Consider the following 20,376-nt stretch of genomic DNA (forward strand, 5'->3'; position numbering starts at 1 on the left):
CATGACAACATTATCCGCCTCATCTGCGAAATCAACCAACGACTTTGACCAGCAACATCTTTGGCATCCTTATGCCAGCTTGCCGCCCAGTTATCCAAATATCGTTATCGACCATGCTGAGGGTATTTACATTGTCACCGAAGATGGCACGCGCCTGATTGATGGTATGTCGTCATGGTGGGCGAGTGTGCATGGTTATAATCATCCCAAATTAAATGCCGCGATGATTGAACAGTTGGGCAAGATGGCACATGTCATGTTTGGGGGTTTAACGCACCGGCCAGCGATAGATTTGGGTAAAAAACTACTCTCTATCGTACCTGCTGGACTCGATGCTATATTTTATACCGATAGTGGCAGTATCGCGGTGGAAGTTGCGCTAAAAATGGCATTGCAATATCAAATTGCCGCTAAGCGTCCAAGCAAGCAGCAATTTGCCTCGACCCATTCTGGCTACTATGGTGATACCTGGCACGCGATGAGTGTTTGTGATCCGGTTGCTGGTATGCACGGTTTATATGGCAATCAATTGCCTTTGCAGTATTTTGTATCAGCGCCACCACTGGGTTTTGAGCGTGAGTTAACCCAAAGCGAGCATGATGAGCTAACCGCATTTTTTGCTAAAAATAGCGATAAGCTTGCCGGTTTTATCATTGAGCCGATTATTCAAGGCGCAGGCGGGATGCGCTTTTATAGTCCTCGATATTTACAGCTCTTGCGTCAGCTGTGTGATGAGCATGATGTGCTGTTGATTGTTGATGAAATTGCGACAGGCTTTGGGCGCAGCGGCAAGCTATTTGCTTGCGAGCATGCTGGTATTGGTCCCGATATTATGACCATTGGTAAGGCGTTGACAGGCGGTTATATGACTTTTGCTGCCACCCTGTGTACACGAGAAATAGCTGAGACCATTAGCCAAAGTGATTATCCTGCATTGATGCATGGACCAACCTTTATGGGTAATCCGCTGGCATGTGCCGTTGCGTGTGCCTCAATTGATCTGATATTGTCTTATAATATCGAAGCGCGCACGGCAAATATGCAAGCTATAATGGAACAGCAGCTTGCCCCAGCGGCAATGTTAGATGGCGTTGCTGAGGTGCGCTGTTTGGGTGCCGTCGCAGTACTCGAGCTAAATGATGCCGTTGATATGCCGACCTTTCAAACATTGCTCATTGATAATGGCATTTGGGTCAGACCGTTTGGCAAGTTGGTCTATATCATGCCCCCTTATATCATTACTAATGATGAGTTGGTGACGTTATGCCAGTCACTACTAACCGTCGTCACTTCTTATTTAAGTCAAATGTCTACGACCGATAGAGTTTCGCTATGAGCGTGCTCTTTATCTCCGGTATCGATACCGATATTGGCAAAACCTATGCTACGGGTATGCTTGCCAAAGCACTTATGCAGCAAGGCATTAACGTCATTACCCAAAAGTTAGTGCAGACGGGCGTGGCAATAAATCCAGATAACGGTGAGATAGGTATTGCCGATGATATTCTTAGCCATCGTCAGTTAATGGGCATTCCTCTACAGCCATGTGACTTTGATAGCACCACTTGTCCTTATCGCTATGAGAAGCCTGCGTCACCGCATTTAGCTGCAAAACTTGCTAATGAAGTGTTAAATCCTGATGTGATTACGAGCGCTACAAGAAGTCTGCAAGCGGATTATAAGGTAGTGTTATTAGAAGGAGCGGGCGGTTTACTGGTGCCGATCACTGAGCAATTATTAACCTTGGATTATATTGTTGAACAAGGTTATCCGGTTATCTTGGTAACTTCGGGACGGCTTGGTAGTATCAATCATACATTGCTTAGTCTAGAGGCAATAAAATCTCGCGGTCTAGAAGTTCATAGCGTTATTTATAATCATATTCATGACAATGCTGCGCAGACGGATGAACAGATAGCGACTAGCACGATTGATTTTCTGCAACACTATTTAGCTGAGCATTATCCAAATACGCACTGGTTATCTTTACCGGTGCAAGAAGATGATAGCTTCAGTAATGTGGATTTTATACTTCCTCAAAACTTTGTATAAATTACTACTAAAAATAAGCTGAAAAAACTTTCCGAAAGCAGAATGAATTTTGCTATACTAGCGCGCTTGGTAGACTAGGCAATCGCCGCTGCACACTGGCAACAGACATGCAGGGGAGGAAAGTCCGGGCTACATAGGGCAGCGTGCCAGCTAACGGCTGGGCAGGGTAACTTGACGACCAGTGCAGCAGAGAGTAGACCGCCTTTGGCTTATATGAGTATCGCAAGATATTCATGTCATCGGTAAGGGTGAAAGGGTGCGGTAAGAGCGCACCGCGTGGCTGGCAACAGTTCACGGCATGGTAAACTCCACGCGTAGCAAGACCAAATAGGCATCGGCATGGCGCGGCCCGCGTTCGATGCGGGTAGGTTGCTTGAGCGTACGAGCGATTGTGCGCCTAGAGGAATGATTGTCCACGACAGAACCCGGCTTATCGGTTTACCAACCTTTTTAGCAGTTTGTTGAACGTATCTTTTTAAGATTTTTTCTTTAAAAAGACACAGTAGTACCGGTTTGGTGTTTTAAAATTGCGCTTATTTTGAATTTAGTTCAATATTTTTGCAAAAAAAGCCAATTAGGGGTTGACGCAAGTCACTCATATCGGCATAATACCGAGCCTTAAATGGCGATGTAGCTCAGCTGGTTAGAGCGCATGACTCATAATCGTGAGGTCAAGAGTTCAAGTCTCTTCATCGCCACCATTTTTAGCAACACCTGTAATATTAAAAATGCCAATCATTCTGTGATTGGCTTTTTTTTGCCCATTTTTTATTTAGAGTAATATAGCTATCTACGAAATTTATAGTAGTTCTAAAATATTAAATGTTCTGTAATTGGGTTCAGCCTATTCACCATTATTTATAAAACCAAGGCTTACTGACAAAATCAACTTACTTTATAGCCGAAAACTGCTAGAATACCTTCACATGCCTGCGCATAGCAATAAGTGCTAATAAATAGTAATAAGCGCCATGGGCTTTTAATTTGATGAGATGGTTTTTTAACTTAACACGATAGTATTGGCGTATTAGCTGGTATTAAGTATGAGTGGAGATTCTATTGATTACATCTAACAGCATTTATTTTCATTACTCCATCATCCATTATTTAGTAGGCGCTTTGTGACTGCATTAGCCAATATTCGTAACTTTTCTATTATTGCCCACATTGATCATGGCAAATCGACCCTTGCTGATCGTTTTATTCAGATGTGTGGCGCGCTGCAAGATCGTGAGATGCAGGCGCAAGTGCTCGACTCCATGGATATTGAGCGTGAGCGCGGTATTACCATCAAAGCCCAGTCGGTAACGCTGTATTATGACCATCCCAATGGTGAGCGCTATCAGCTAAACTTTATTGATACCCCAGGTCACGTCGACTTCTCTTATGAAGTTTCACGTTCACTAGCGGCTTGTGAAGGCGCGCTATTGGTGGTTGATGCCGCGCAAGGAGTTGAAGCACAATCGGTTGCCAACTGTTATACTGCAGTTGATCAAGGTCTTGAGGTCATGGCGGTATTGAACAAGATTGACTTACCGCAAGTTGAGCCTGAGCGTGTTATTCAAGAGATTGAAGACATCATTGGTATTGATGCTGTTGATGCGCCGCGCGTATCCGCGAAGTCTGGTCTTGGTGTTGATAAATTACTTGAGGCATTGGTTGAATTTATCCCTGCGCCAACGGGTGATCGTGATGCACCACTACAAGCGTTGATTATCGACTCATGGTTTGATAATTATTTAGGCGTAGTATCATTAGTACGGGTACGCCAAGGTACGATAAAAAAAGGTGATAAACTTTATATTAAATCTACCAAAGATGCGCATCTAGTCGGATCAATTGGTGTCTTTACCCCAAAACCGCTAGATACGGGTATCTTACAAGCCGGTGAAGTGGGTTTTATTATTGCCGGTATTAAAGATATTGCCGGTGCGCCAGTTGGTGATACGATTACGCATGCCAGTACGCCTGATGTTGATCGTATTCCTGGATTTAAGCAGATTACGCCGCAAGTTTATGCTGGTATGTTCCCTGTTGAGTCTACGGACTTTGAAAAGTTCCGTGAAGCGCTACAAAAATTGCAAATCAACGATGCCTCATTGTTCTTTGAGCCTGACACATCAGATGCGTTGGGTTTTGGTTTCCGTTGTGGCTTCCTCGGTATGCTGCATATGGAAATTATCCAAGAGCGCCTAGAGCGTGAGTATGACTTGGATTTGATTACCACAGCGCCCTCAGTTATCTATGAGATTGTAAAAAAAGATGGCAGTATTATCTACGTTGATAACCCATCAAGGTTGCCTGAACCGAATAATATTGAAGAATTCCGTGAGCCGATTGCGCGCTGTCAGATTTTAGTACCACAAGATTACTTGGGTAACGTGATGACGCTTTGTATTGAGCGTCGCGGTGTGCAAGTTGATATGCGCTTTATGGGTCGTCAAGTACAGCTGATATTTGATATTCCAATGGGTGAGGTCGTCATGGACTTCTTTGACCGCCTAAAGTCCGTTTCACGTGGATTTGCTTCACTTGATTATAATTTCGAGCGTTATCAAGTCGATAAATTGGTGAAAGTTGATGTGCTGATTAATGGCGATAAAGTGGATGCTTTAGCCATGATTGTGCATGAAACCCAATCGCGTTATCGTGGTAATGCATTAGTCACGAAGATGAAAGAGTTGATACCTCGTCAGATGTTCGATGTGGCTATTCAAGCGGCAATTGGCAGTCAGATCATCGGGCGTAGTACCGTAAAAGCCATGCGTAAAGACGTCTTAGCAAAATGTTATGGTGGTGACGTGTCGCGTAAGAAAAAGCTACTCTCGAAGCAGAAAGCGGGTAAAAAACGCATGAAGCAAGTGGGTAATGTGGAGATTCCACAAGAAGCCTTCTTAGCCGTGTTGCAGGTTGATTAAATCATTACTGAATAAATGATGCTAAATTACTGGCAACTGCCAGTTTTGATAGTGTAATCAGTAGCATAGTTGATAGTTTAGATAGCCAGATAAGTCGCTCGTTAATAGGCAATTGAGTATGGATTTCGATTTTAATTTAATTTTAGTACCACTAACCATTGGTTTAGGTATTATCTGGCTATTAGATAAGCTGACACTGAAACAACGTCAAACACGGGGTCGCGGTAAAGAGAGTTTGTTGGTACGCTGGGCGTATGACTTCTTTCCTGTGCTAGCGGTAGTATTAATTGTACGCTCGTTCTTAATTGAGCCATTTAATATTCCTTCGTCTTCTATGGTACCTACTTTATATACTGGCGATTTTATTGCCGTCAATAAATACGCTTATGGCGTGCGCTTGCCATTAAGCTATAACAAAGTACTTGATACTGGCGCGCCTGAGCATGGTGATGTTGCTGTTTTTCGCTATCCTGAAAATCCAAGTATTTATTATATTAAGCGCGTGATTGGGCTTCCCGGTGACACGGTTAGTTATAATCAAGGGCAGCTTGCTATTAATGATGTGCCTGTTGCCACCCAAGCGGTGAATTTTGATGCCAATGTAGAGCTGACCTCACAGCTATATGGCGCAGGACAAATCGCGCCCGGTCAAATACTTTCAGAAGAGAATGCCGCGGCAATGGGTCAACAAGAAGAAGGTGAAGCACAGTATTTTCAAGAAACACAAGGCAAGCACGAACACCTTGTGCGCTATTTAAAGGGTATGAACAGTTCGCAATACGCACCGTTTTTGCAGCAAAAATCACCAGAAGTAGTGAGCTCAGAAGGCAGTGAGTGGCGTATCAATGTGCCAGAAGGTCAGTATTTTGTCATGGGCGATAACCGTGATCGGAGCGCAGATGGACGTTTTTGGGGCTTCGTGCCTGATGATAATTTAGCGGGTAAAGCGGTATACATCTGGATGCATAAACCACCAGGTCTTAAAATGCCTAGCTTTACGCGTAATGGTGCTATCGATTAGTAATGATCATATTGCTTAATAGTACTATTGCTTAAAAGTATAAATGCTTTACAGATTGATTCGTCGACAAACGTTTTGTGCTAATATTATGACTTTCTTTCGATAAACTTATCGAAATACAGGCTTATAAAATTATAGCTATTTTTTGCTGAGAGGTATTATGGTGCAACAGTTATCGGGTTTATCAACACAGCGCGGTGCTAGTGTCACTAGTATCGTGTTTATTATTATTGCTTTGGGCCTTGTTGTTAAGTTGATTGTTGCCATTGTGCCGGCCCAAATTGGTGATTATCAGCTGACTAAAACCTTGAGCGCTGAGCTTAAAGCATCCAATAATAATAAAGAGACGGCTAAGCAGTTCGTTGAGCGTGTTGATAAGCAGCTGTCTATCAATGCTGATTACGATACCAAAGCAGAAGACGTATTAACCTTTAAAGATAAAAAAGCCGGTCAATTGGCTGTCTATAAAAAGTATGAAGTAACCAATAAACTCTTCGGTAACGTTGATATCGTGAATCGCTTTGAAGGCGATATTGACCCTACAAAAGCTGAATAAATTTAACTATCTTAGCAGCAGTTATTTAAAAAGCCAGTACTCTAGAAAGTAGTTGTCTATGAGCTGGTTTTTTGTGTTTTATATTTTAATAGCGTTACTATTTAATCATTTTAAACAGTGCAACAAAAAGGATAATCATAAGCCGCGCATGAAACCAACTTCGCAGTATACTCAGGCGGATCATACTCCACCAAAGAACAGCCTGTCTGATGACACGCTTATTATTAGCTCAGAATTCATTCAACGCTTAGCAATATTAACGCGCAAGTTGGGTTATGTTTTTAATGATTTAAGCCTACCAAAGCTGGCTCTTACCCATCGCTCATTCGATAGTAAAAAGAACTATGAGCGCTTGGAGTTTTTAGGTGATGCATTATTAGGTATGATTGTCGGTGAAGCACTATACCATCGATATCCTAGCCAAAATGAAGGTCGTTTAACCCGTATGCGAGCCACACTTGTACGCCAAGAGTCTTTGGTCATCATTGCCCAAAACTTAGAGCTGTCAAATCAGCTGATATTGGGAGTCGGTGAACGTAAAGGTGGCGGTCGTAATCGCGCTTCTATACTGGCGGACGCAGTCGAGTCTTTGATTGGTGCTATTTATCTAGACAGTCAGGATATGAATATCACGCGCGACTGTGTACTTTCTTGGTACGGCGATTTGATTGATAATGTCAACGACCAAAAAGCTTTAAAAGATGCTAAGAGCCGTTTACAAGAATGGTTGCAGTCGAAGCAATTTGATTTGCCATACTATGAGTTGATGGAAACACGCGGCAATGCCCCGCATCAGATATTTGTGGTACGCTGTCAGGTAAATATTCTTAACTGTCCTGATATCATTGAATCTGGCGAAAGTCGCCGTATCGCTGAGCAAAAAGCGGCAGAGTTAATGATTAACCAGCTTCATAAATTACCAGGCGTGCCTAAAAAGCGCAGCTAGTTTTATACTATCTTTCATTTTAAAATACTCATTTTTTAAAAGATTAGTATTGCGATAGCCAATGATTTTAAGTGAATAGATTTTAACTAAATAGCAGTGCTGCTGTTTTATGCTATATATGTATACAGCAGTTTGACTGACGATAACCTCCACAGGATTACCCTATGAGCAATCACACTGACTTGCCATTAAATAATGAAGATAATGCCACAAATATGACCGAAAATACTGACCTGAATACAAGCCAAAATAATGTAGTAGAAGATAGAGTAGTGACAAACGATACAATAGAAAGTAACGCAGTAGATAACGATTCAGCAATCGAAGCATTTTTTTCACCAGATACTGGTAAACTTGCCGCTGAAGGCTTTAAAACTGGCTATGTCGCCATTGTTGGTCGCCCAAATGTTGGTAAATCAACCTTGATGAACCATTTATTGGGTCAAAAGCTTTCTATCACCTCGCGTAAACCACAAACTACGCGCCATCGTATCCACGGTATCTTGTCTAATGATGAGATGCAGGCAGTATTTGTCGACACCCCAGGTATTCATCGCAACGAAGTACGTGCTATCAATGAGCGTATGAATAAAGCAGCTGTCTCTGCCTTAATAGATGTCGACTTGGTCTTATTTGTGGTTGATTCTGACCAATGGCGTGACGATGATTTACTGGTTTTACAAAAGCTTGGCGATACCAATCTAACTGTAGTTTTAGTAATTAATAAAGCCGATACTTTAAAAGATAAAGGCAGCGTTTTACCGTTAATGGAAACCTTTAATGACAGCTTTGATTTTGCAGATATCGTTCCAGTTTCTGCATTAAAGAATCAAAACTTAGATCGTCTGCAAGAAGTTATTGCATCACACTTGCCAGTTGCTGCGCCAATTTATGATACTGAACAAATTACCGATCGCTCAGAGCGCTTTTTAGCCAGTGAAATCATTCGCGAAAAAATCATGCGTAGCGCCGGTGATGAAGTACCATACGATTTAACCGTACAAATTGATGGTTTTAAAGACGAAGCGGCTCACACTGATCCAAAAACTGGTCGTCCACGTAAAGCTTGTACCTTTATTGATGCGACTATTTATGTTGAGCGTAGCGGTCAAAAGGCAATTGTTATTGGCGATAAAGGTCAACGTATCAAGCAAGTCGGTATGGACGCGCGTAAAGATATGGAACTCTTGTTTGATAAAAAAATCATGTTAACGCTGTGGGTGAAAGTTAAACGCGGCTGGTCGGATGACGAGCGCGCATTGACCAGTTTAGGATATTAATAGCAACGCTCTTTTATGTTGGGCTCACTATAGCTGAGGTAATAATCCATGCGTAACGAAGCGTTAATTGGTTATTTATTACACCAGCGCCCTTATCAAGAAAAGCGCGCCTTATACTATTTATTTTCTCAGCAGTATGGGGTGATACATGGTGTTGGTAAAAAAGGCGCGCCACTATTTATGCCGTTACAACTCTTTGCGACTGGCAAACGTGATCTAAAAACCTTTAGCCAAATAAATATTGCCCCTTTTAGTTCAGTCGCACAGTTAGTTTCTCAAGAAACTGATGATGTAACGAATGCAGAACTACGGCATCAAGAAAGCATCACAGGTCAGAACCAGTATGCCGCCTTGTATCTCAATGAGATATTATGGCGCTTACTACCTACTGAAGATCCTATGCCAATATTATGGCAACATTATCAAAATAGCCTATATGAGCTCAAAAAATCTTTAACGGCTGACAAGCTTCGTTTATGTTTGCGCCAGTTTGAGAGCTATCTATTTGATGAGTTAGGGTTTTCACTGACGTTATATCAAGACAGCCTTGAAAACCCTATTGAGCCTGAACAATTTTACCGATTTTTACCTGATATAGGTCTAGTGCCAATCTTAAATACAGAAAATAGCGACAGTATGCTGACTCAGGCAGTGTTTAATGGTAAGGACATCTTGATGATGGTAGAGCAAGGTTTATGTGATAGCACGCTTACCACATGGTCGCGTTTGCATCGGCAGTTGATTGATCATATGCTTGATTATCAACCGCTACAAAGTCGTTTACTTTGGCAGCAGCAACAGCGTTATCAACTATAAAGCGTTTTGAATAATAGCGTATCGCCACACGTTACTTATCGTAAATATATTGCAAGCTATGTTTAGTAAATGATCTAACTATAAATAAAAGGATTTTTTATGACGGATACAGCGAAGATTTTATCGACTACATTAGAGCAAAATTCACAGAATACTTCAAACAAACCACTGTTAGGTGTTAACGTTGACCATGTGGCAACCTTACGTCAAGCACGCGGTGTAAGTTACCCAAGTCCGTTAGTGGCAGCCCTGTTATGTGAGAAAGCAGGTGCCGATGGCATCACCATCCATTTACGTGAAGATCGCCGTCATATTCAAGATGCAGATGTGTATGAGATGGCAGGGCAGTTGGCCACGAGAATGAATCTAGAGATGGCAGCCACGACTGAAATGCTAGCGATTGCCTGTGAAGTCAAACCTTATTGGGTATGCCTAGTGCCAGAAAAACGTGCTGAACTGACCACAGAAGGTGGTCTTGATGTAGCAGGACAGCTAGATTTATTGAAAGATTATGTCAGTAAATTACAAACAGCAGGCATTAAAGTTTCTCTATTTATTGATCCAGAAAACAAGCAAATTGAGGCAGCAGTTACTTGTGGTGCTGACGCTATTGAATTGCATACAGGTTCTTATGCTGAGGCAGGTTTAGCAGGCGATGTAGATAAAGTAAGTGTAGAGCTTGAACGTATCAAAAATGCTGTGATAATTGCTAAAAAAATGGATAGTAAGCTGTTGGTCAACGCCGGTCACGGTCTGACACGTGATAATGTAAATGCAATTGCCCAAATTGACGGTATATATGAGCTAAATATTGGTCATGCCTTGATAGCAGATGCATTGTTTGTGGGAATGGAGCAGGCCGTTATTATGATGAAAACGGCGATGCATGAATAATTGCAACAGCTACGACAGTTCATTCTCAGCTTATATAAAGCTTTTATCAAGTACCACATCCGGTCGGGTAATTTTCATGGGGCTTATAAGTAATACGACCTATTTGACTAAATGAGATTTGATACATGGTGTGATTGTAGGTTGAGGTTGGACAGTATTTGATATGTCCAAAATGCCCTCGAGGACTGCCGCTATCGCCCCAAAACTTAGTATAGTGACGGTTATTACCAACCCGTAAATATAAAGTACTGTATTTCGGGTTTAACGACTGTTCATCTACTAGATAGTCAATTCCCGCGTCGAAATTGTTATTATTGTTTTTATCGGAGAATAGTAATAACTGTTTAAAGCTGTCTCTATGACAAAGACCACCACTATTAGATAAACAAACCAATAAATCTTGTCTTCTAATATGACTCTCGGCTTTTGCTAATTTCAGAGTGGTATCTATTTGCACTGCGATACGTTTAGCTTCCATATTCGCTAATAGGCTTAAGATATAGGGTGTGGCAATCATCGCTATTATTGCTAAGATGGCAACTGTTACTATCAACTCTATTAAACTAAAGCCTCGCTCGTTACAGTATATAGAGGGCTTTAGAAAATTTTCAGATAATTTGACCATATTGTATTGCTACCTATTATGAAAGGGATAGCTAAAATGGGTTTAATTATTAATCATGATTTTGAGATAATTGTTCATGTTTATTGGTCAGTTGATTTTAGTAATTTGAATATTCACAACAGTAAATATCCAAATTACTATTAAATATAGTAAGTGAAATATTGTTCACTATTACAAGGTGTAATATAAACCAAATATATGTCTAGTGTCAAAGAATGTTTCAATTCGTGAATAGATGATTTTAACAATAGAGAAAATTAACTACTTGTATTAAAATGAGTGGCAACAATAGGTAGGAATCGTTTCATCATCTATTGCGATCTAACATACAAAAGATAAAGAATGTAAAGTGTGTTAGCTCTCAGTAAGTTAAGCAGGCGAATGTGTTTTAGTTATGACATTATCGTGTAATAATGTGTAGCTGGTTTACGAAAAAAGTTGTAATCTGAATTAAGAATGGCTAAGCTACTGCTTAATTGGTTTTGCTTTGTAGTTTTAAGTTCGTAAATGATGTTTATTTCTAAGCATCTCGAGCAGCGGTTTTGCTTAATGCATTACTAACATTATCCTTTGGAGGAAGTTCATGAAATTAAATAAAATTGCTTTGGCACTATTTGCCATTACAGCAGCCCCACTAGCAGCTAACGCTGGTGTTACTATCAGCCCATTACTGCTTGGTTATCACTACAGCGAAGGTGCTTCTGATGAGCAAGCTGAAACTACCGGCGGCCTTTATAAAGAAGATGGTTTGTATACTGGTGCAGCACTAGGTATCGAACTGACTCCTTCTACCCAGTTTCAAGTAGAATACGGTGTATCAAATACTGATGGTGGAAGTAAGAATCCAGGATTAACTGGTTCTTATGATGCTGAACAAGAAACGATCTCTGGTAACTTCTTGATTGGTACTGAGGAATTTACTGGTTATACTGATAACGCACTTAAACCATATATCTTAGTTGGTGCTGGTCAGTCTAAACTTGAGTTTGAAGATGCAGCAGGTAACTTCGTTACTGGTTCTAAAGATACCATTGGTAACCTAGGTCTGGGTGCTATGTATCGCATAAATAACGCGCTAAGCCTACGTGGTGAAGCTCGTGCGATTCATAACTTTGATGAAAACTGGTGGGAAGGCATGGCTTTGGCCGGTCTAGAAGTAGTACTTGGTGGTCATTTAGCACCTGCAGTAGCGGTTCCACCAATGGTAGAACCTAACGTTTATACTCCACCAATCGTTGTTGTAGAATCTGATCTTGATTCTGATGGTGATGGCGTACCTGATAGCATCGATGCATGCCCAGGTACTCCAATGAACGTTGTTGTAGATGAGCGCGGTTGCCCAGTACCAGTAGATATTACTGATGAGCTAAAAATGGAACTACGTGTATTCTTTGATAACGATAAATCAGCTATCAAAAACCAGTACAAACCTGAAATCGCTAAAGTAGCAGAGAAGATGCGTGAGTATCCTAACTCTACCGCTCGTGTTGAAGGTCATGCGTCTAAAACTGGTCCATCAGCACGTTATAACCAACGTCTGTCTGAAGCCCGTGCTGTTGCTGTAAAATCTATGTTGACTAACGAATTTGGTATTGCACCAAACCGTCTATCAACTGTTGGTTATGGTTATGACCAACCAATCGCTGATAACAACACTGAAGAAGGTCGCGCTATGAACCGTCGTGTTTATGCCATTATTACTGGTGACAAAACTATGACCGTAGAGCAAACTAAAGATATGGTTGTTCAATAAGTAATAACTATATAATTTCTTAGTTACAAAAAAGCCACCTAATAGGTGGCTTTTTTTTATTTATGTATTGATAAAATCGAGTTATTACATAAATTTATAATGCAATAATGTTATACTAGCGACCCAGACACTTTGTAAATTGACAGAGTGTACACTAGCATAGCTATCTGTACGATGAATTTATCATCATAAGTCTTTGTTTTACTTCTATTAATTTTATGGCTTTACTCATTGTACAGTCATTTGATATAGGGTAATCCTACTTATCTGATTAATGGCAAAAACTTATCCAGCGGTGCTTACTGCTACTGCATTTTTTAAGACGAAACGAGCATTTTATATGGCGAACGATATCAAACACCTGCGTAACATTGCAATTATTGCCCACGTTGATCACGGTAAAACTACTTTGGTTGATAAGCTATTACATCAGTCTGGTACTTTTGGCGACCGAGCAAACATTGCTGAGCGGGCAATGGATTCAGGTGATATTGAGCAAGAACGTGGTATTACTATTTTGGCTAAGAATACAGCCATCCGTTGGACTGACGATACTGATGGTACTGAATACCGTATCAATATTGTCGACACCCCTGGTCACGCCGATTTTGGTGGTGAAGTTGAGCGTGTTATGTCAATGGTTGATTGCGTGCTTTTAGTCGTAGACGGTGTCGATGGTCCTATGCCTCAGACTCGTTTTGTAACCCAAAAAGCGTTCGAGCAAGGCCTAAAGCCTATCGTTGTTATTAACAAAATTGACCGCCCAGGCTCACGTCCTGATTGGGTAATGGATCAAATTTTTGATTTGTTCGATAATCTTGGGGCGACTGATGAGCAGTTAGATTTCCCAGTAGTTTATGCCTCTGCATTGAACGGTATTGCTGGTCTAGAAGCTGATAATTTGGCTGAAGACATGACACCACTGTTTAAAACGATCGTTGACGTGGTTCAGCCTCCTCAAGTCGATGCTGAAGCGCCGTTCCGTATGCAAATCTCAAGCCTTGATTACAACAGCTTCGTTGGTGTTATCGGTATTGGTCGTATTCAGCGCGGTAAAGTAAAAACCAATACACAAGTAACGGTCATTGATAAAAATGGCAATACTCGTAACGGTCGTATTCTAAAAATCATGGGCTATCATGGTCTTGATCGTATTGATGTAGAAGATGCGCAAGCGGGTGATATCGTTTGTATTACTGGTATCGATGCACTTAATATCTCAGATACGATTTGTGATCCTAGCACTGTTGAAGCATTACCGCCATTAACGGTTGATGAACCAACCGTATCAATGAACTTCCAAGTAAATAACTCACCGTTTGCTGGTCGCGAAGGTAAGTTTGTGACTTCACGTAATATTCGTGAGCGTTTAGAGCGTGAGTTGATTCATAACGTAGCACTACGTGTTGAAGATACAGAGTCTCCTGATAAGTTTAAAGTATCAGGTCGTGGCGAGCTGCATCTATCTGTATTGATCGAAAATATGCGCCGTGAAGGTTTCGAGATGGGCGTTTCAGGTCCAGAAGTTATCGTCAAAGAAGTTGATGGTAAGCTACAAGAGCCGTATGAAAACGTTGTCTTCGATATCGAAGATGCGCATCAAGGTCCTATCATGGAACAGGTTGGCTTGCGTAAAGGCGAGATGACTAATATGGAGCTTGATGGTAAAGGTCGTATGCGTATCGAAGCAACTATGCCTGCCCGTGGTTTGATTGGTTTCCGCTCTGAGTTCTTAACCCTGACTTCAGGTACAGGCATCATGACGTCAAGCTTCTCACATTATGGTCCACAGAAAGTTGGTGAGGTTGGTGCTCGCTCTAATGGTGTCTTGGTTTCTATGGCGAAGGGTGTTTGCTTAGGTTTTGCTTTATTTAACCTACAAAAACGCGGTAAGTTATTTGCTGAGCCACAGCTTGAAGTTTACGAAGGTATGATCATTGGTCTCAACTCCCGTAATGATGACATGGCAGTGAACCCGACGACTGGTAAGCAGTTAACCAACGTTCGTGCTAGTGGTACTGATGAAGCATTGACGCTGACTCCAGCAGTTAAGTTTACGCTTGAGCAAGCACTTGAATTCATCCAAGATGATGAATTGGTTGAAGTAACACCGAAAGCCATTCGTCTGCGTAAGCGCTATTTGACTGAAAGTGAACGTAAGCGTTATGGTCGTAAGAAGGGTGCTTAATACTTGACTATAAATAATGTTAATACATTATTTGGTTCGGTATTAATAGATATTTTTGATAGCCACTATCGGTATTAAATTCAATATCTAGTAAACAGCATAGAATGAGTTAAATATGACTCATTCTATGCTTTTTTTTGTCTTGCAATTTCTCTAGAATAAAAACACAATGGTCAAATATAGTTTATTAAAATAATAAGCACATTGTAGGTTAATGTTTAAAATCGGCTAGATCTATGATTTATACGCTTATCTTATGATAGATAAGATTTCTGAGGAGGAAAGTTATGAGTATGGTATCTGAGTTTAAAGAATTTGCCTTAAAGGGCAATGTGATGGACCTCGCCGTCGGTGTGATTATCGGTGGGGCTTTCGCTACGATCACAACCTCTTTAGTAGAGGACATTATTATGCCTATCGTTGCTTTTATTGCTGGCGGCGAAATTAATTTTAAAAATATGTTTGTTATCTTAGGCGATGCGCCTGAAGGTGTGGCGAGGAATTATGACGCCCTCAAAGCAGCTGGCGTTCCTGTGTTGGCATATGGCAGTTTTATTACTGTACTGATTAACTTTTTAATTTTGGCGTTCATTATCTTTATGATGATAAAAATGGTCAATCGATTGCGCCGTAAAGATGAGATTGTGGAAGAGATAGCAGGTCCTTCTGAGGAAGTGCAGTTGCTACGTGAAATCAGTGCTAAGCTTGGTAATATTAATAAGTAGACTTAGCTTACTGATTTTTAGTTAAAAAGCAAAAAGGCTAACATCATGTTAGCCTTTTTTATTCGGATTTCTATATAGGGGTAGAAGTGTAACTCTGCCTAAGGTTTGACGACCACATAATCATTGGTATTAATGATAATCTCAGACGGTTGATCAACCACGATACGTACGACGTTATTGTTAATAACCTGTGATTTATAATAATTGTCTTCTGCGACAGTACAGCCTAAACAGCGACCCATAGCGTCCCATGGCTCAACGAAAAGTTTTTGCTGAGCTTGGTCGGCATTACCACCAATCAAAGAAAAGGGTAGGCTGACGATATAAGCGGCTGTACCTGCAAGCGCTGCAACCAACTGTAAAGGCTTGCCAACAATCGTATCTACCGCCATGGTTTCATAAGAGGGACCAAAATCTGTTTCATCAATCTCTATCGCTGCCAAAGCAGGTTGCATGCTAGCAAATACTAAGCCAGTACTTACCATAATAGATAATAGCTTATATTTTGCGCTGCGTTTGACGTTAGCTTGAGCAGTCATAATGATATCCTAAAAACTCATAAATAGTATGATGAAGAGCTGCTACGATATTTTCAGATAAACCAAATTATCACAGCAACGATAAATGATATATATATATATATTACAGGTAAATAAATGGTTTGCACTATTTATGTAAGTGCTGGCTCTATTAAAGCAATATGTTGGTTAATAAGCAACAAAAATGCGCAGCATATGAGGGTATGTTTATTAATCACTTTTTCCAAATGATTAGTAGCTAAAGAGCGGTGAACTGCTCTATGGTCTCGGTCTAGCCTACCGAAATCAATATTAAGTTCTGCATAGAAAAAATTTCAAGTTAATTGATAGGCTGACAAACAGGGCAGTAAACACTAGCACGACCATTCAGCTTAATGTTCTCTAGCACCGAATCACAGTGCGGACATTGTTTGCCTTGTCTACCATAGACATTTAGGGTCTGTTGGAAGTAGCCTGTTTGACCGTCAGCAACCGTAAAGTCACGCAGTGTTGAACCACCAAGCTTGATCGCTTTTTGTAAAATCGTTTTGATATGGTCTACTAAAATAACTGTTTGTGCGTATGACACCTGATTCGCTGGGGTGGCAGGATGAATACCTGAGAGATATAAGCTCTCAGTAGCATAAATATTACCTACGCCGACGACAACTTGCTGTTCCATAATCACTGATTTGATAGCTCGTTTAATAGGCTGCTTCTTAGTCGATGTGGTTTTTTGAATTTGAGTAGATTTATCGCTGCGCTGGATGAGATGATACAAATAGTCCGCTGTAAACTCATCTGATAATGGCTCAGGCCCTAAATGGTTTAATAGTTTGTCTCCATAATCCTCAAGCCATAAGATAGAACCAAAGCGTCTAGGGTCATAGTAGTGTAGCTGCGTTTGGTTATTATCGATACCGATAAAGCTTATCACCAAATGGTCATGTTTGCGCTTATCACTTGCATGACTGTGTTGTTGCAAGCTACCTGACATGCCAAGATGCACTAGAAGTTGTCGTTGCTGCAATGCTTTAGGTGGAATAGAAGAAATATTATTATCCGGTAATGGCGTAAAATTTAAGATTAAATACTTTGCTCGTCGCTCAACGCTATCCAACGTGTAATTAACCAAGTCTGCTAAATTATCAGGTATCGACCAACGCAGTTTGGGCTGGAATACTTCTACCTTAGTGACTTTTTGACCTAATAATGGCGTCAGACTCGCTTTCGTCGTTTCTACTTCTGGTAACTCAGGCATGGTATTTTATATAATCTCTATTAAGAATTGGAAGTTTTTCTATTAATGATATCAATAGTGTCATTAAGCAACCGCACGCCGAGCATGTAACACACCATGCTGCTGTTCAAGCTTGGCAAGCAGTTTTGATAAATGTGCTAGCCCAGAAACTTCGATATGAAATTTTAAAAAAGCAATATTGTCATCATTACTCAGCGTTTCAACTTGACGAATATTGACGTTTTCTTTGTCAATAATCTGGGTCAAATCTTTTAATAAACCACGTCTATCATAGGCTTCTATATGAATGTCGACTGGCTGATAGCGACCTGACTTAACCTTCCAAGCTGCCTTAATTTCGCGTTCAGGGTCACGTTCTATTAAGCGTAGATACTCAGGGCAACCGCGATTATGGACGCTAACACCGCGCGACAAAGTAATGTAGCCGGCGATAGGCTCACCATGCACGGGATGACAGCAGCCCGCTAAACCAACTTCGATATTATCCAAGCCATCGATTTGGATTTTATAAGCATCAAGTTTACCTGAATCTCTTTTATCGATAATAGGTGAAAAATCTTCTTCAGACCTTTCAGGTTCTAGATGTAGCTGCCGAGAGATATGACTGGTCAGCTGATTGAGACCAATTTCACCAGTCACCAAACCGACCACAATATCATCAGTATTATTGACATGAAAATGCTGGATATAGTCGTTTAAATCAATGCTATTAGGGTGCACTGATAAGCGTTCAAGCTCTTTGCTCAGCATCTGACGGCCGATTTCGATATTCTTATCACGGTCTTGCTTATTAAACCATTGACGCAGTTTTGAGCGGGCACGGTTGGTATGAATATAGCCAAGTGAAGCCACCAGCCAATCGCGATTGGGCTCACGTGAGGACTTGGTAATAATCTCAACTTGCTCGCCGGTTTTGAGCTGATAGGTGAGCGGTACATAACGCTGATTGACGCGTGCTGCTTGGGCACGATTACCGACTTGCGTATGAACGTAATAGGCAAAATCTAATACCGTCGCGCCTTTTGGTAGCTCGGTGATATCGCCGTCACGACTAAAGATATAAATACGTTCGAGCTCATCAAAATCAACCAATTGCTCTTCGTCATCGAATTCAACTTCCTCTAGCTCATCATCGGTTAATGAGGAAGTGCGCGTCTGATTATTGATAGATAGCAATTGACGTAAAGAGCTGATTCTTTGATTAAGGTAATTGTCTTTTTTGTTTTTTAGCCCTTCTTTATAATTGACATGAGCACACATGCCAAGCTCAGCTTCAAAATGCATCTCTTGAGTACGAATTTGTACTTCAAGCGATTTATTTTCGGCAATAACCGCAGTATGTAAGGAGCGATAACCGTTAGACTTCGGGTTGGTAATATAATCGTCGAATTGCTCAGGAATATAACGCCATAAACCATGTACCAGACCAAGTACGTGATAACAGTCTGACGGACTAGTGACCAAGACACGTAGCGCACGGATATCGTATAGCTGATCAAAGGACAAGCCTTTAAGCTTCATTTTTCGATAAATGGAATAAATGTGCTTAACGCGCCCTGAAACTTCGCCCTCAATACCGGCTGCTGCCAAAGAATCGTTAAGTTTATCTTGCACGCGCTGAATATAGGATTCACGCTCGCTACGCTTTTCTGATAACAGCTTGGCAATCTCTTTATAACGATCAGGGGCAAGATAGCGAAACGCTAAATCCTCAAGCTCCCATTTAAGCTGGGCAATACCCAGACGATGTGCCAATGGGGCATAAATAGTCATGACTTCACGCGCCACACGATTTTGCCGATCTTCATCAGAAAAAGTCAGCTCGCGCATGGCAAAAGTACGCTCAGCAAGCTTAATTAATACCACACGTACATCGTTAGTGACCGAAATAAGCATACTATAAATATTTGATAACTGATCACGCTGATTATTAACGAAATGATCTTCTAAGCGTTTATTATTTTCAATAATTTCAGACAGTTGTCCCATCGCCAAGGTATCTTTGACCAAGGTTGCGATGTCAGCACCAAACTTTTTTTCGATTTCGCTAAGGCTGATAATTGATTTGCGCGCACTACGATACAGCATAGCAGCGACTAGGGCATCTTCATCTTGATAAAGGTAAGTTAGGATATCTGTCATACCAATACCGGTTACGTAAGCGCCTGAACGCTCTGACTCACTAGTATTCATATGCCTGCGGATAAACTCACAAGCAGCGCCAAGATTGGGCACTGATTCTTGCCCAATACGCTTAGCAACATTGTCAAGCCAAGTAGGTACATCAATATTGATTTGATCTAAATCTATCGCTTCAAGCTGTTGCTGAGAAAACGTTGCGGATTCATCAATGATTTTATTTCTTAAAAACTCGTTTTCAAGATTTGGGTCATGACTATAGTAAGCATAATTAACCGAGCGATCAAAGGTAGTATGGAGTTTGTGAGTGGCGAGCTGATGTTTTATATCCAGTGGAATTTGGGCATAGCTATTGGCAGACTGATGAGAGCGTTGACTCGCAACCAGTTGCGCCGCCAAAGTTGCGCTATCGGCTTGCGTGGTTTGTCCATCTACCAGCGGTAATCCTTCACGAATTTTTACCATAGCCCACTCCTCTTAGCTATTTGACTTGATAATAACGCCATCTACAGTGTTAGAGCTAGATATAAGCTTGCTATTGATAAATGGTCAGTTATAAATCAGTACAGCCGCTAAAAAATCCGTTTTTTAGCAGCTATAAAATCAATTATAGGGATCTTGCATAGAAACATGAGTACATAGACTCACTGTGTTTTTATAAATAATAAAAGCAGTGGTTATTAT

General features: G+C 41.0%; 16 protein-coding genes, 1 tRNA gene and 1 other RNA gene. 14 read left to right on the forward strand and 4 right to left on the reverse strand.

What is annotated here, in order from left to right:
• Position 1 precedes the first annotated feature (1 nt).
• From bioA to ACMHKH_RS01390, 11 genes are all read left to right on the forward strand, one after another.
• Positions 2–1,336, forward strand: coding sequence for an adenosylmethionine--8-amino-7-oxononanoate transaminase (bioA, locus tag ACMHKH_RS01340; protein WP_413518887.1), 1,335 nt, complete (start codon positions 2–4; stop codon positions 1,334–1,336).
• The gene (gene bioD, locus ACMHKH_RS01345) at positions 1,333–2,052 is read left to right on the forward strand and encodes a dethiobiotin synthase (protein ID WP_413518888.1); all 720 of its coding nucleotides are present in this window, start codon (positions 1,333–1,335) and stop codon (positions 2,050–2,052) included. The genes bioA and bioD overlap by 4 nt, the downstream gene beginning before the upstream one ends.
• A 66-nt stretch (positions 2,053–2,118) precedes the next feature.
• Positions 2,119–2,501, forward strand: an RNA gene (gene rnpB, locus ACMHKH_RS01350) — RNase P RNA component class A.
• 175 nt (positions 2,502–2,676) lie between these two features.
• Positions 2,677–2,753 (forward strand) — tRNA-Met (locus ACMHKH_RS01355).
• A 420-nt stretch (positions 2,754–3,173) separates the two neighbouring features.
• Entirely contained in the window at positions 3,174–4,970 is a 1,797-nt protein-coding gene (lepA, locus tag ACMHKH_RS01360) for a translation elongation factor 4 (RefSeq protein ID WP_413518889.1), read from the forward strand.
• 118 nt (positions 4,971–5,088) lie between these two features.
• Positions 5,089–5,991, forward strand: coding sequence for a signal peptidase I (gene lepB / locus ACMHKH_RS01365; protein WP_413518890.1), 903 nt, complete (start codon positions 5,089–5,091; stop codon positions 5,989–5,991).
• Between the two features lie 160 nt (positions 5,992–6,151).
• Positions 6,152–6,547 (forward strand): DUF4845 domain-containing protein, encoded by a 396-nt coding sequence (locus ACMHKH_RS01370; RefSeq protein WP_413518891.1) that lies wholly within the window; start codon positions 6,152–6,154, stop codon positions 6,545–6,547.
• A 148-nt stretch (positions 6,548–6,695) separates the two neighbouring features.
• Positions 6,696–7,493 carry a ribonuclease III gene (gene rnc, locus ACMHKH_RS01375; RefSeq protein WP_413518892.1) on the forward strand — a complete coding sequence of 266 codons (798 nt, stop codon included), beginning with the start codon at positions 6,696–6,698 and terminating at the stop codon, positions 7,491–7,493.
• A gap of 164 nt (positions 7,494–7,657) precedes the next feature.
• On the forward strand, positions 7,658–8,773 hold the full coding sequence (era, locus tag ACMHKH_RS01380) for a GTPase Era (RefSeq protein ID WP_413518893.1): 1,116 nt from the start codon (positions 7,658–7,660) through the stop codon (positions 8,771–8,773).
• A 48-nt stretch (positions 8,774–8,821) separates the two neighbouring features.
• A complete protein-coding gene (gene recO, locus ACMHKH_RS01385) occupies positions 8,822–9,589 on the forward strand; it encodes a DNA repair protein RecO (protein ID WP_413518894.1) in 768 nt (255 codons plus the stop codon).
• A gap of 99 nt (positions 9,590–9,688) precedes the next feature.
• Positions 9,689–10,483, forward strand: a complete 795-nt coding sequence (locus tag ACMHKH_RS01390; protein ID WP_413518895.1) for a pyridoxine 5'-phosphate synthase — start codon at positions 9,689–9,691, stop codon at positions 10,481–10,483.
• A 46-nt stretch (positions 10,484–10,529) separates the two neighbouring features.
• Here the strand turns inward: ACMHKH_RS01390 and ACMHKH_RS01395 are convergent, their stop codons facing one another.
• The gene (locus ACMHKH_RS01395; RefSeq protein ID WP_413518896.1) at positions 10,530–11,108 is read right to left on the reverse strand and encodes a Tfp pilus assembly protein FimT/FimU; all 579 of its coding nucleotides are present in this window, start codon (positions 11,106–11,108) and stop codon (positions 10,530–10,532) included.
• Positions 11,109–11,691: 583 nt separating this feature from the next.
• On the opposite strand from ACMHKH_RS01395, the gene ACMHKH_RS01400 reads away from it, so the two are divergent.
• From ACMHKH_RS01400 to mscL, 3 genes are all read left to right on the forward strand, one after another.
• A complete protein-coding gene (locus tag ACMHKH_RS01400; protein WP_413518897.1) occupies positions 11,692–12,861 on the forward strand; it encodes an OmpA family protein in 1,170 nt (389 codons plus the stop codon).
• Positions 12,862–13,201: 340 nt separating this feature from the next.
• On the forward strand, positions 13,202–15,049 hold the full coding sequence (gene typA, locus ACMHKH_RS01405; RefSeq protein WP_413518898.1) for a translational GTPase TypA: 1,848 nt from the start codon (positions 13,202–13,204) through the stop codon (positions 15,047–15,049).
• A gap of 287 nt (positions 15,050–15,336) precedes the next feature.
• On the forward strand, positions 15,337–15,774 hold the full coding sequence (gene mscL, locus ACMHKH_RS01410) for a large conductance mechanosensitive channel protein MscL (RefSeq protein WP_413518899.1): 438 nt from the start codon (positions 15,337–15,339) through the stop codon (positions 15,772–15,774).
• Positions 15,775–15,872: 98 nt separating this feature from the next.
• Here mscL and ACMHKH_RS01415 read toward each other — a convergent pair whose 3' ends face one another.
• The 3 genes from ACMHKH_RS01415 to ACMHKH_RS01425 all read right to left on the reverse strand — a co-directional run bounded on the left by ACMHKH_RS01415 (position 15,873) and on the right by ACMHKH_RS01425 (position 20,157).
• The gene (locus tag ACMHKH_RS01415) at positions 15,873–16,313 is read right to left on the reverse strand and encodes a hypothetical protein (RefSeq protein WP_413518900.1); all 441 of its coding nucleotides are present in this window, start codon (positions 16,311–16,313) and stop codon (positions 15,873–15,875) included.
• 319 nt (positions 16,314–16,632) lie between these two features.
• Entirely contained in the window at positions 16,633–17,553 is a 921-nt protein-coding gene (gene mutM, locus ACMHKH_RS01420) for a bifunctional DNA-formamidopyrimidine glycosylase/DNA-(apurinic or apyrimidinic site) lyase (RefSeq protein ID WP_413518901.1), read from the reverse strand.
• 63 nt (positions 17,554–17,616) lie between these two features.
• Positions 17,617–20,157: a RelA/SpoT family protein gene (locus ACMHKH_RS01425; RefSeq protein WP_413518902.1), complete on the reverse strand. Its 2,541-nt coding sequence runs from the start codon at positions 20,155–20,157 to the stop codon at positions 17,617–17,619.
• Positions 20,158–20,376: the final 219 nt, after the last annotated feature.

The organism is Psychrobacter glacincola (assembly GCF_965118485.1).
In the GTDB taxonomy this organism is placed as follows: Bacteria; Pseudomonadota; Gammaproteobacteria; order Pseudomonadales; family Moraxellaceae; genus Psychrobacter; species Psychrobacter glacincola_D.

Bases quoted from the DNA above. Each gene is read 5' to 3' on its own strand.
- ACMHKH_RS01400 (WP_413518897.1), top strand. From the start codon at position 11,692: ATGAAATTAAATAAAATTGCTTTGGCACTATTTGCCATTACAGCAGCC.
- typA (WP_413518898.1), top strand. From the start codon at position 13,202: ATGGCGAACGATATCAAACACCTGCGTAACATTGCAATTATTGCCCAC.
- ACMHKH_RS01390 (WP_413518895.1), top strand. From the start codon at position 9,689: ATGACGGATACAGCGAAGATTTTATCGACTACATTAGAGCAAAATTCA.
- lepB (WP_413518890.1), top strand. From the start codon at position 5,089: ATGGATTTCGATTTTAATTTAATTTTAGTACCACTAACCATTGGTTTA.
- ACMHKH_RS01395 (WP_413518896.1), bottom strand. From the start codon at position 11,108: ATGGTCAAATTATCTGAAAATTTTCTAAAGCCCTCTATATACTGTAAC.
- recO (WP_413518894.1), top strand. From the start codon at position 8,822: ATGCGTAACGAAGCGTTAATTGGTTATTTATTACACCAGCGCCCTTAT.
- mutM (WP_413518901.1), bottom strand. From the start codon at position 17,553: ATGCCTGAGTTACCAGAAGTAGAAACGACGAAAGCGAGTCTGACGCCA.
- era (WP_413518893.1), top strand. From the start codon at position 7,658: ATGAGCAATCACACTGACTTGCCATTAAATAATGAAGATAATGCCACA.
- ACMHKH_RS01425 (WP_413518902.1), bottom strand. From the start codon at position 20,157: ATGGTAAAAATTCGTGAAGGATTACCGCTGGTAGATGGACAAACCACG.
- mscL (WP_413518899.1), top strand. From the start codon at position 15,337: ATGAGTATGGTATCTGAGTTTAAAGAATTTGCCTTAAAGGGCAATGTG.
- bioD (WP_413518888.1), top strand. From the start codon at position 1,333: ATGAGCGTGCTCTTTATCTCCGGTATCGATACCGATATTGGCAAAACC.
- ACMHKH_RS01370 (WP_413518891.1), top strand. From the start codon at position 6,152: ATGGTGCAACAGTTATCGGGTTTATCAACACAGCGCGGTGCTAGTGTC.
- ACMHKH_RS01415 (WP_413518900.1), bottom strand. From the start codon at position 16,313: ATGACTGCTCAAGCTAACGTCAAACGCAGCGCAAAATATAAGCTATTA.
- rnc (WP_413518892.1), top strand. From the start codon at position 6,696: ATGAAACCAACTTCGCAGTATACTCAGGCGGATCATACTCCACCAAAG.
- bioA (WP_413518887.1), top strand. From the start codon at position 2: ATGACAACATTATCCGCCTCATCTGCGAAATCAACCAACGACTTTGAC.